The following is a 12,022-nucleotide window of genomic DNA, read 5'->3' on the forward strand; positions in this document are numbered from 1 at the left end:
GCACCGGCGCCACGCGTCACTACGTTCACGACGACGAGGAAGCCAGACTCTATGGCGCGCCGCCCGGCACCTTTACTGAATGGGCGCCGCTGCCGGAAAAGTCCGACCTGTTGTTCTACGAAGGCCTGCATGGGGCTGTGGTGACCGACAAGGTCAATATCGCCCAGCACGCCGATCTCAAGATCGGCGTCGTGCCCGTCATCAACCTCGAATGGATCCAGAAGCTGCACCGCGACCGCGCCGACCGCGGCTATTCGACCGAAGCCGTCACCGAGACGATCCTGCGCCGCATGCCGGATTACGTGAACTACATCTGCCCGCAGTTCACCGAGACTGACATCAACTTCCAGCGCGTGCCGACGGTCGACACGTCCAATCCGTTCATCGCGCGGTGGATCCCGACGCCCGATGAATCGATGGTGGTGATCCGGCTGAAGAATCCGCGTGGCATCGATTTCCCGTATCTGCTCTCGATGATCCCGCACAGCTTCATGTCGCGCGCCAACTCGATCGTCATCCACGGTGCCAAGCTGGATCTCGCGATGCAGCTTATCCTGACACCGCTGATCCTGCAATTGATCGAACGAAGAAGGCGCACGATATGAACGTGTCATCGCTGCCGTCCGTCGTCGACCGCTCGAAGGTGAGCCATCCCGAGATGGCGAACGCCGTCCGCTTTCTCGCCATCGACGCGGTCGAGCAGGCGAAGTCCGGCCATCCGGGCATGCCGATGGGAATGGCTGATGTTGCGACCGTGCTGTTCTCGCAATTCCTGAAATTCGACCCGGCCGATCCGGCCTGGCCGGATCGTGACCGCTTCGTGCTGTCGGCCGGTCACGGCTCGATGCTGCTTTATGCGCTGCTGCATCTGACCGGCTATCCGGCGATGACGTTGGATCAGCTCACGCGCTTCCGGCAATGGGGGTCGATCACGCCCGGTCATCCCGAAGTTGGCCATACGCCGGGTGTCGAGACCACGACCGGCCCGCTGGGGCAGGGGCTCGCAACCGCGGTCGGCATGGCGCTCGCCGAGCGGCTGATGAACGCGCGCTTTGGCGACGATCTGGTCGACCACTTTACCTACGTGATCGCCGGCGACGGCTGTCTGATGGAAGGCCTCAGCCACGAGGCGATCTCGCTTGCGGGTCATTTGCGGCTCAACCGCCTGATCGTGCTGTTCGACGACAACGAGATTTCGATCGACGGCGCCACCTCGCTGTCCTGCTCCGACGATCAGTTGGAGCGCTTTGCGGCGGCCGGCTGGTCGGTTAGTCGGATCGACGGTCACGATCCCTGTGCCATTGCCCCTGCCATCGAAGGCGCGAAGATGAGCGACCGGCCGTCCTTTATCGCCTGCCGCACTGTGATCGGATTTGGTGCGCCGAACCGGCAGGGCTCCGAAAAGGCGCATGGCGCGCCGCTCGGGCCTGACGAGGTGGTGAAGACGCGAGCCGCGCTCGATTGGCCATATCCGCCGTTCGAGATTCCCGGCCATGTTGCAGCCACCTGGCGCGAAGCCGGTCAGCGCGGCCGCGACGCACGCCGTGGCTGGATCGAGCGCGCGCGCCGTACATCCGGCGGCGAACGCTCGCCGTTCCATGATGCGCTCAACAGGAAGCTGCCTGGCGCCTACGCCGAGGCGATGAGGAGGCTTCGCGAGCGCTTCGCTGCGGAGCGGCCGAAGCTTGCGACGCGGCAGGCATCGCAGCAGGTGATTGACGCGATCGCACCGGCGGTCCCGAACCTGCTCGGCGGCTCGGCCGATCTCACGCACTCCAATCTCACCAAGGCAAGGACGCAGCGGCCCGTCGGCCGTCACGACCTCCGCGGCGACTATCTGCATTACGGCGTCCGCGAGCACGCCATGGCGGCGGCGATGAACGGCATCGCGCTGCATGGCGGCTTCATTCCCTATGGCGGGACCTTTCTTGCCTTCTCCGATTACAGCCGGCCGGCGATCCGGCTCGCCGCGCTGATGCGAGTCCGGGTGATCCATGTGATGACCCATGATTCGATCGGGCTCGGCGAGGACGGCCCGACGCACCAGCCGGTCGAGCATCTCGCCGCGTTGCGCGCAATCCCGAACCTGCTGGTGTTACGGCCCGCCGACGCGATCGAGACCGCGGAAGCATGGGATTGCGCGCTCCGTGCCGAGACATCGCCCTCGATCATCTGCCTGTCGCGGCAGGCGGTGCCGGCCTTTCGCGATGCGTCCGCACCGGCCAATTTCGTCGCGCTCGGCGCCTATGTCGTGGCCGAGCCGGAGGGACCGCGCGATGTCACGCTGATCGCGACCGGCTCCGAAGTTTCGATCGCGCTCGAAGCGGCAACGGCGCTTGCAGGCGAAGGCATCCGCGCAGCGGTGATCTCCGCGCCCTGTTTCGAATTGTTCCGCGGGCAGTCGCGCGACTATCAGCGCAAGGTTCTGGGCGACGCACCGCGGGTCGGCGTCGAGGCTGCCATCGAGGGCGATTGGCCGCGCTGGCTCGGCGACGACGGCGCGTTCGTCGGCATGACCGGCTTCGGTGCCTCCGCGCCGGCGGAGGTGCTCTATCGCGAGTTCGGGATCATCGCAGACGCCGTGGCGCAGGCGGCAAGGCAGTTGATCGCGCGGAAGCGGGTTTGAACGGAGACAGGAGATGGCACGAATCACCTTGCGGCAGTTGCTGGACCACGCGGCGGAGCGCGGCTACGGCGTGCCGGCCTTCAACATCAACAACATGGAGCAGGGGCTTGCGATCATGGAAGCGGCGGCGTCCGTCAACGCGCCGGTCATCATCCAGGCCTCGCGCGGCGCGCGGTCCTATGCCGGCGACATCATGCTGGCGAAGATGATCGATGCGCTGGAAGAGATGCATCCGCAGATCCCGCTCTGCTTGCACCAGGACCACGGCAACGATGAAGCGACTTGCGCGACAGCGATCAAATACGGATTCACCTCCGTCATGATGGACGGGTCCCTGAAGGCCGACGCCAAGACCCCGGCGGACTACGGCTACAATGTCGACATCACCCGGCGCGTGGTCGAGATGGCGCACTGGATCGGCGCCTCGGTGGAGGGTGAGCTCGGCGTGCTCGGCTCGCTGGAGCTGGGCTGTGGCGAGCAGGAGGACGGTCACGGCGTCGAGGGCGAGGTCAGCCACGACCAGCTCCTGACCGATCCGGAGCAGGCGGTCGACTTCGTCCGCGCCACCAGGGTCGATGCGCTGGCGATCGCGATGGGCACGTCGCACGGCGCCTACAAGTTCACCCGCAAGCCGGACGGCGAGATTCTCGCCATGCATGTGGTCGAGGAAATCCACCGGCGCCTGCCCGACATCCACCTGGTGATGCATGGCTCCTCGTCGGTGCCGCAAGTGATGCAGGACCTGTTCAATTCCTTCGGTGGCGAGATGCCGCAGACCTGGGGCGTTCCGATCGAGGAGATCGTTCGCGGCATCCGGCACGGCGTCCGCAAGGTCAACATCGACACCGATTGCCGGCTGGCCATGGCGGCGATGTTCCGGAAGGTCGCGACCGAAAACAGGAGCGAGTTCGATCCGCGCAAGTTTCTGAAACCGGCGATGGACGCGTTGCGCGATCTCTGCCGCGAGCGCTTCGAGCAGTTCGGCGCCGCCGGCAATGCTCCAAAGATCAAGGTGGTGCCGCTGGCCGAGATGGCGAGGCGCTATCGTTCCGGCGCGCTCGATCCGCGCATCGGCGAGATGACCGAGGCGGCATGAGCCGTCCCCACGCAACCATGACAAGGAGGATCCGATGAACGACCAGTCGATGACCGTTCGCGGCAAGGACCGCTACCGATCCGGCGTGATGGAATACAAGCGCATGGGCTATTGGGAGCCGGCCTACGAGCCCCGGGATACCGATGTCATTGCGCTGTTCCGCGTCACGCCGCAGGACGGCGTCGACCCGACCGAAGCCTGCGCGGCGGTGGCGGGCGAATCCTCGACCGCAACCTGGACCGTGGTCTGGACCGACCGCCTGACCGCGGCGGAGAAGTACCGGGCGAAATGCTATCGTGTCGAGCCGGTGCCGAATTCGCCCGGCAGCTATTTCGCCTACATCGCCTACGACCTCGACCTGTTCGAGCCGGGCTCGATCGCCAACCTCACCGCCTCGATCATCGGCAATGTCTTCGGCTTCAAGCCGCTGAAGGCGCTGCGGCTCGAGGACATGCGGCTGCCGGTGGCCTATGTGAAGACCTTCCAGGGGCCTGCGACCGGCATCGTGGTCGAGCGCGAGCGGCTCGACAAGTTCGGCCGTCCGCTGCTCGGTGCGACCGTCAAGCCGAAGCTCGGGCTCTCCGGCCGCAACTACGGCCGCGTGGTATACGAGGCATTGAAGGGCGGCCTCGACTTCACCAAGGACGACGAGAACATCAACTCGCAGCCTTTCATGCATTGGCGCGAGCGCTATCTCTATTGCATGGAGGCGGTCAATCGCGCGCAAGCCGCGACCGGCGAGATCAAGGGCACCTACCTCAACGTCACCGCGGCGACGATGGAGGACATGTACGAGCGGGCTGAATTTGCCCGCGACCTGGGCTCGGTCGTCATCATGATCGACCTCGTCATCGGTTACACCGCGATCCAGTCGATGGCGAAATGGGCGCGGAAGAACGACATGATCCTGCACCTGCATCGTGCAGGCCATTCCACCTACACGCGGCAGCGCACGCATGGCGTCTCCTTCCGCGTCATCGCCAAGTGGATGAGGCTCGCAGGCGTCGACCATATCCATGCCGGCACCGTCGTCGGCAAGCTCGAGGGCGATCCCAACACCACGCGCGGCTACTACGACATCTGCCGCGAGGATTTCAATCCGATGCGGCTCGAGCATGGCGTGTTCTTTGACCAGCCCTGGGCGAGCCTCAACAGGATGATGCCGGTGGCTTCCGGCGGCATCCATGCCGGCCAGATGCACCAGTTGCTCGACCTGCTGGGTGAGGATGTCGTCCTGCAGTTCGGCGGCGGCACCATCGGCCACCCCCGCGGCATCCAGGCCGGCGCCACGGCGAATCGCGTCGCGCTGGAGGCGATGATCCTCGCCCGCAATGAGGGCCGCGATTATCTGCATGAGGGGCCGGAAATTCTCGCCAGGGCTGCGCAGAGCTGCACGCCGCTGCGTGAGGCGCTCGATATCTGGAAGAACGTCACGTTCAACTATGAATCGACCGACGCGCCGGATTTCGTCCCGACCCCGAGCATGGCGGTCTGAAAGGAGCACATGATGCGCATAACCCAGGGCTGCTTCTCGTTCCTGCCCGACCTGACCGACGAGCAAATCACCGCCCAGGTGCAATACTGCCTCGACAAGGGCTGGGCAGTGAACATCGAGTTCACTGACGACCCGCACCCCCGCAATACCTATTGGGAGATGTGGGGCCTGCCGATGTTCGACCTGCGCGACGCCGCCGGCATCATGAAAGAGCTCGCCGAATGCCGACGCGTCTATGGCGACCGCTACATCCGTGTCTCCGGATTCGATTCCAGCCATGGCTGGGAGTCGGTCCGCATCTCCTTCATCGTCAATCGCCCGAAGGAGGAGCCGGGCTTTCGGCTCGACCGTCAGGAGCAGCGCGGCCGCAACATCAGCTATTCGACCCATGCCTACGCGGCGGCGAAGCCCGAAGGCGAGCGTTACGGCTGACCATGACCCTTTCCGCGACCGAGCCTGAGGAGATGGCGGCGATGCCGGTCGACACCATCGACCTGCGCCAGGAATTCGAGGCGGTTGATGTGGCCTCGGTGCTGGCGCAGCTCGACCAGGAATTGATCGGTCTCATTCCGGTCAAGACCCGGATCCGCGAGATCGCCTCGCTGCTCCTGATCGAGCGCATTCGCCAGAAGATGGCGCTCGCCACCACCTTTCCGACCCTGCACATGTCGTTCACCGGCAATCCCGGCACCGGGAAGACCACGGTAGCGTTGCGGATGGCGGGTATCCTGCATCGGCTTGGCTTCGTCCGGCGCGGACACGTCATCAGCGTCACCCGCGACGACCTGGTCGGGCAGTATATCGGCCATACCGCGCCAAAGACGAAGGAGATATTGAAGAAGGCGATGGGCTGCGTGCTGTTCATCGACGAGGCTTATTATCTCTACCGGCCGGAGAACGAGCGCGATTATGGGCAGGAGGCGATCGAGATTCTGCTGCAGGTGATGGAATCGCAGCGCGAGGACCTCGTTGTCATTCTCGCAGGCTATCGCGACCGTATGGAAAAATTCTTCGAGAGCAACCCGGGCTTCCGCTCCCGTATCGCGCATCACATCGATTTCCCGGACTATTCCGATACCGAGCTGCTTTCCATCGCGGAGTTGATGCTGGAGGGGCAGAGCTACCGATTCGCGCCAGACGCTCGCGACGCTTTCGTGCGCTACATTGCCGTGCGCAAGACCCAACCGCTGTTCTCCAATGCGCGCTCGATCCGCAATGCGCTCGACCGCATCCGCCTGCGCCAGGCCAACCGGCTGGTCTCGCGGCTCGATCGCCTGCTGACCAGCGAGGACGTGATGTCGATCGAGGCCGAGGACGTGCTGGCGAGCCGGGTGTTTGCGGCGGCCTCTGCGGGGAACGCGGCATAAGCTGCATGATTTCGCGGCGGTGGACGCGCACGGTGCGACGGGATGCGTCATTGGGTCGAACTCGCCGTGCAATTTTGAAAAGTGTCTGCAGGGGCCGAAAAGACGTGTCCGGATAGCCGCTGCCAGGGCGACCAGCTCTTCGCGATGACCGACGAGATCGGAGCGCGCGCAAGATCGGCGGGACCACGATCCGCTCCGATCGATTCCGATGTCGCATCGTTGTCAGGCGACGCGGCGCAGCTCCTGGCCTTGCTCATCGAAGCCTCGCCTTGCCGAAACTTCCGGCACGGTCGGCAATGCGTTCCTGCTCGCGCAGCGCCAGCGCGCCGGCGTTTCGCGTGTGATCCGTTTGAACACCGTCGAAAAATGCGCTTGCGTGCAGAAGCCGACGGCCAACGCGATCTCCGCAAGCGGCGTTGCAGTGTTCGACAGCAGCGACTTCGCATGTTCGATGCGCTGGTGCAGGAGATACTCGCGCGGCCGGTATCCTGTCGCCATCCTGAACTGTGCCGCAAAGTGCATCCGTGAGAGGCCGGCGACTTTGGCCAGCTCGGAAAGGGTCACGCAGCGGTCGAAGTTCGCCCTGACATATTCCTCGACACGCCTGAGACGCCATTTCGGCAACGCGTTGACCTTGCTTTGCGGGAGCTCGAGCCGTGCAACATGCATCGCCAGGGTTTGCCCGATGCAATGCGTGAACTTTCGGTCGGCGGCCTCCGCGTTTTCGACCAGCGTCCTTGCAAGCTGCTCGGCGAAGGAATTCCGCAAGAGAACGAGATCGTTCAGATTTTCGCTGGCGACGAGCCGGGCCATCGATTGCCTCGCCGGAAAATAGTCGGCGGCAATGTTGAAGTGCAGGAAGTCGCATGGCGCGTCGAACTGGGCACTGAGTTGCTGGGATGGGGCGCTCACATACAGGGAGCCCGCCGGCATGGTGCCCTCGAAGATGGTCTTGCGTCCCCTGGTCAACCGGAGGCGGGCGGCCTTCAGGGCGACGCCGATGAAATACTGATGGGGTGGAGACGTTGCCTCTTCCCGGAGGGGATCGCTTTCGACGTTGGTCCACCGCGACACCGTGATGTCCCCGGCTGCGCCGTCGAGGTCGGATTCGAGCTGGCGCCATTTTCGTTCCTGACGGAGCATCCGCGCTCCGCGATGGATTTCTTCATCCCCCGAACCGGCTCGAACGTCGAACCAGGCGAGGCCCGCCTGTGCATCGGTAAGCATCGTTCGTCCTTTCTGGAGTTCACGGCCCTCGGCGGCAGATGAACTCGCGAATTCGACAAGTGCGATGCGATGGAGGGTACGCGCGCCGCGCTGCAAAGCTCGTTATCGATGCTTACGCGCTGTTAAGTTTTGCAAAACTCGGCCAGGCGAGCCGACAATGGATCAATTCGGATTGTCATTTATTATTAGTGGGTTATCTGGTCGTTCAGCGGCCGATACCGATGTTAAGGGGGTGTAGGCAGGCCGTGAGGCCGCAACGATCGCGGTCAGTGCGCCCGAGCGCAGGCGTCTCACTTGATCACCGCTGGTTTGAGCAGATCCGCAAGACCGATCCGCCGCAGCAGCTCCGCCCGGATACGGTCGGCGACCCCGTCGACGATGGCGGCCCCATCATCGTCCGGATCAAAATGAAGCCGCAGAGGACGCCGGCCAAACGGCGTCTCCACGACTTTCAATATGCTGTTCGCGACCTCCTGTGGGTCGGAATCCTGGGGAGACAGATCGGCCAGCCCCTCGAGCGCGATCTCGCTGACATCGGCGGTCGGGCCGTCCGCATATTCCTCCGCCCTGGCGGTGTCGCGAGGCCTGCCGGAGCGAATGTAGTGGCTGCGCCCCAATGCTCGCGGAACGATGATGGTGGTTTCGATACCCCAACGGGCGAGCTCGGCGGCATAGCCGAGCGCCAGCGCATCGAGGGCGGCTTTGGACGAGGCATAGGCGCCCAGAAAGGGCACGGAGCTTCCGCGCGCGCTGCTCGATGAAATCCAGATCAGCAGGCCCTGGCCCTGCTTGCGTAGCTGCGGCAGCGCCGCGCGATTGACCCGCTGGGTGCTCAGGATGTTGACGTCGTAGAGCTCCGCGAGCTGCTCCGCGGTGAAGGCCTCCGTGGGCCCGTAGACGATCTGCGCCGCGTTGTGCACCACGACATCGAGCCGGCCATGCTCCGAGATGATTGCCTCGATCGCCGAATCGGCGGAGTCCTCGGAGGAAACGTCAAGCTCGATGGCCCGCATCTCGACGTCATGCTGCCTGGTGAATTCTTCGACTTCCTGCAGCCGATGGGCATTGCGGCTCCCGGTTTCGCGCATCGCTACGTATACCGCGTGCCCCGCGAGTGCCAACGCCTTACATGTCCTTGCTCCGATGCCATTTGCCGCGCCCGTAACGATGATGATCTTGCGCATTTCCTCTACCTGAGCCCGACTTCACGTCCCCAGCCACCGGTCGCGCGAACAAACGACATCGCAGAAGCGTCGTCCTGATCGTCCCTGGACCCAGGGGCCGGACGGAGATTGCGCTCGTCCTGCAGGGGGGTATTTCCAGCGTTCTGCAAGGATTGCCAAAATGCACGAACTTTTCCGGAAAGCCCGTATTTGCCCGGAGAAGAAGAAGCTCGGCGCCGAATGCAGCCAGGGCTCGGCCTTGTCGCCGGGAAGCACCGGTACCTTCGGCAGGGAAGCATACCGTTTCGGATTGTTGGAAGCGTGGTTGTGCCGCCGTAGCCGAGCAACCGACAAAGACGCGGGCCGTCTCCCTCGTCGCCAAACGCAATCGCGATCGGCCGACACCTTTCGCGGCGCGCGATTGTGACAAACTTGATCGACCAGGGCGCGGAACCCGGCTCCCGCCAGCCGCCAATCGACGGGCTTTTCCAGCATGGCCGATTTGGCACAGGGGTCGCAGATGGATCGGTGAGATGCTAACTTCCGGACGTTCGAGTTCGGGGGAGCAGAACGGCGATGGTAGCTGAGGTTAGCCAGCGGCCGGTCTATGCTGCTGGCCGCTGGGAGATCGATCTGGCCCGGCGCGAGTTGCGGTCCAAGGGCGTACCCGTACCATTGGGCGGTCGGGCGTTTGAAATCGTTGCCGAACTGGTCCAGGCCGCCGGCGAACTCGTGACCAAGGACGACTTGATCGAAAAGGTATGGCCGGGCATTTCCGTCGAGGAAATTGCCCTGAGGGTCCACGTTGCGGCCATCCGCAAGGCGCTTGGCGCCGATCGCAGCCTATTGGAGACGGCGATTGGCCGCGGCTATCGTCTTCTGGGCAACTGGGACGTTCGGCAGGCGAACGTCGCGGAGCCCGGGAGAGCCGCCACCCGGCCATCGGTCGCAGCCGCGACGTCGAACCTTCCGGCCTCCCGGTTCAATCTGATCGGCAGAGGCACGGCCGTCGCGCAACTGCGCGATCTCTTGTCGGCCTATCGTGTGGTTACCCTCACCGGGCCGGGCGGCATCGGAAAGACGGCGCTTGCGTTCGAGGCCGCGCGTGCGATGTCGCCGATCTCCCGGGGCGATTGTGTCGTGGTCGAGCTTGCGGCGCTTTCCGATCCGGATCTGGTGCCCTCTGCCGTTGCCGGTGTTCTCGGCATCAAGCTGGAGGGTGAGGCAGTCTCGGCCGAGTCCGTCGCACGGTCCGTCGGTCCACGGGAATTGTTGCTCATCATCGACAATTGCGAGCATGTCATCGATGCGGTGGCGAGCTTCACCGAGACGATCGTGAACCGCTGCCCGCGGGTGACGATATTGGCGACGAGCCGGGAGGTCCTTCGCGTCGAGGGCGAGTATGTCTACCGTGTGCTCCCGCTCGAGGTGCCCCCGGAGGATGCCGTCGGACAAGCCGGAGCGCTCGAACATGCCGCGGTTCAGCTCTTCATCGCCAAGGCCCGGGAGTTGGGCTTCGAGTTGAGGCCGACCAGGGAAAATCTCGAGGCGATCGCGTCCATCTGTCGCCGGCTCGATGGGATTCCGCTGGCCATCGAGTTCGCCGCGGCACGGGTCGTCTCGATGGGACTGTCGGAGGTTGCCTCCCTCCTGGACGAGCGCCTCAAATATCTCACCACCGGCCGGCGAACGGCCCTGCCGCGGCAGCGAACCCTGCGGGCGACGCTCGACTGGAGCTACGACCTGCTCCCGGAGATCGAGGCGCGGGTGCTGCGCTGCCTTGCGGTGTTCGCCGCGGATTTCCTGCTGGATGCGGTGCCGGCCGTGGTGGGAGACGGCGACCCGGCCGTCGTCCTCGACTGTTTTGCCAATCTCGTTGCGAAATCGCTCGTTGTCGCCGATGTCGGCAGCGACCTGTCCTCCTATCGCCTGCTCGAAACGACCCGTGCCTATGCGCTGGAGAAGCTGCGAGCCAGCGGTGAATACACCGAAGCCGCACGTCGTCACGCGGGCTTCTATCTCGATTTCTTCGCCAAGGCCGAAGCGGAAAGCGAGACGAGGCCGCAGAGCAAATGGCTCGCGGCCTACGGGCGGCATATTGGCGACGTTCGCGCCGGCATCGATTGGGCCTTCTCGCCGGAAGGCGACGAGCGCACCGGCGTCGCACTGACGGCCGCGGCCGTTCCGCTCTGGATTCAACTCTCGCTGCTCGGCGAGTGTCGCGAGCGGGTCGAGCGGGCATTGTCGCGCCTGGTTGACGACGATGCACGGGCTCGGCGGCTGCGCATGCAGCTCTCCGCGGCGCTTGGCTGGTCGTTGATGTACGGCGTCGGCCGCGCCCGCGAAGCGGGTCCCGCCTGGGCGGTCACGCTGGAGGTCGCAGACCTGCTCGACGATCGCGAGTACCGGCTGCGCGCGCTCTGGGGCCTGTGCATCGACCAGTTCAACAACGGAGAGTTTCGCAAGGCGCTGGAGTTCGCATCCCGATTTGCCGCGCTCGTCGCGCAGTCCGACGACGTGGTTGACGCCATGATGGCCGACCGGCTGCTCGCCACGTCGCTCCATTTTCTCGGCGACCAGAAGCGCGCCCGTCACCACATCGATCGCGTGCTGGTGCGCCTGGAAGACCTGAGGGCAACGCCTCAGATCGTTCGCTTCCGTTTCGATTTGCGGGTGTCGACGCACTATTTCCAGGCGCGGATCCTGTGGTTGCAGGGATTTGCAAACCGGGCGTTGCGCCTGGTGGAGCGCAATATCGAGGAGGGCATCGCCATCGGTCACGCCCTGACCTATTGCAGCGTGCTGGGGCAGGGCGCGTGTCCAATCACCTATCTCGCTGGAGATTTCGACGCCGCCGAGCGCCATTGCGCCGCGCTCCTGGAACACACTGAACGTCACCCGATCCGTCTCTGGCATTTGTGGGCGCAATGCCTGCAGGGCATGCTGGTCGCCCGGCGCGGCGATCCGGCTGCGGGCGCGAGCGTGCTTCGCAAGGCGCTGGATCGAGCTGGTCAGGCCAGGTTCCTGCCGCGCTTCATGCTTCCGCTC

General features: G+C 64.5%; 9 protein-coding genes. 7 read left to right on the forward strand and 2 right to left on the reverse strand.

Annotated elements, in window-relative coordinates; genetic code table 11:
* The 6 genes from JOY90_RS39010 to cbbX form a co-directional block, all read left to right on the forward strand.
* On the forward strand, positions 1-605 hold a 605-nt coding region (locus JOY90_RS39010), incomplete at its 5' end, for a phosphoribulokinase (protein ID WP_291696401.1).
* Entirely contained in the window at positions 602-2,626 is a 2,025-nt protein-coding gene (tkt, locus tag JOY90_RS39015; RefSeq protein ID WP_291696402.1) for a transketolase, read from the forward strand. The genes JOY90_RS39010 and tkt, both read left to right, overlap by 4 nt.
* Positions 2,627-2,639: 13 nt before the next feature.
* A complete protein-coding gene (gene fba, locus JOY90_RS39020) occupies positions 2,640-3,722 on the forward strand; it encodes a class II fructose-bisphosphate aldolase (protein ID WP_291696403.1) in 1,083 nt (360 codons plus the stop codon).
* A gap of 34 nt (positions 3,723-3,756) precedes the next feature.
* The gene (locus tag JOY90_RS39025; protein ID WP_291696404.1) at positions 3,757-5,217 is read left to right on the forward strand and encodes a form I ribulose bisphosphate carboxylase large subunit; all 1,461 of its coding nucleotides are present in this window, start codon (positions 3,757-3,759) and stop codon (positions 5,215-5,217) included.
* Positions 5,218-5,229: 12 nt separating this feature from the next.
* The gene (locus JOY90_RS39030) at positions 5,230-5,649 is read left to right on the forward strand and encodes a ribulose bisphosphate carboxylase small subunit (protein ID WP_291696405.1); all 420 of its coding nucleotides are present in this window, start codon (positions 5,230-5,232) and stop codon (positions 5,647-5,649) included.
* A 2-nt stretch (positions 5,650-5,651) separates the two neighbouring features.
* Positions 5,652-6,584 carry a CbbX protein gene (cbbX, locus tag JOY90_RS39035; RefSeq protein WP_291696406.1) on the forward strand — a complete coding sequence of 311 codons (933 nt, stop codon included), beginning with the start codon at positions 5,652-5,654 and terminating at the stop codon, positions 6,582-6,584.
* Positions 6,585-6,806: 222 nt separating this feature from the next.
* Here the strand turns inward: cbbX and JOY90_RS39040 are convergent, their stop codons facing one another.
* Both JOY90_RS39040 and JOY90_RS39045 read right to left on the reverse strand, forming a co-directional pair.
* Positions 6,807-7,811 carry a helix-turn-helix domain-containing protein gene (locus JOY90_RS39040; RefSeq protein ID WP_291696407.1) on the reverse strand — a complete coding sequence of 335 codons (1,005 nt, stop codon included), beginning with the start codon at positions 7,809-7,811 and terminating at the stop codon, positions 6,807-6,809.
* 290 nt (positions 7,812-8,101) lie between these two features.
* The gene (locus tag JOY90_RS39045; protein WP_291696408.1) at positions 8,102-8,995 is read right to left on the reverse strand and encodes an SDR family NAD(P)-dependent oxidoreductase; all 894 of its coding nucleotides are present in this window, start codon (positions 8,993-8,995) and stop codon (positions 8,102-8,104) included.
* Positions 8,996-9,550: 555 nt separating this feature from the next.
* Here JOY90_RS39045 and JOY90_RS39050 point away from each other — a divergent pair.
* The coding region (locus tag JOY90_RS39050) for a winged helix-turn-helix domain-containing protein (protein ID WP_291696409.1) at positions 9,551-12,022 on the forward strand (2,472 nt) is incomplete at its 3' end.

The sequence above is a fragment of the Bradyrhizobium sp. genome (genome assembly GCF_019242285.1).
In the GTDB taxonomy this organism is placed as follows: Bacteria; Pseudomonadota; Alphaproteobacteria; order Rhizobiales; family Xanthobacteraceae; genus Bradyrhizobium.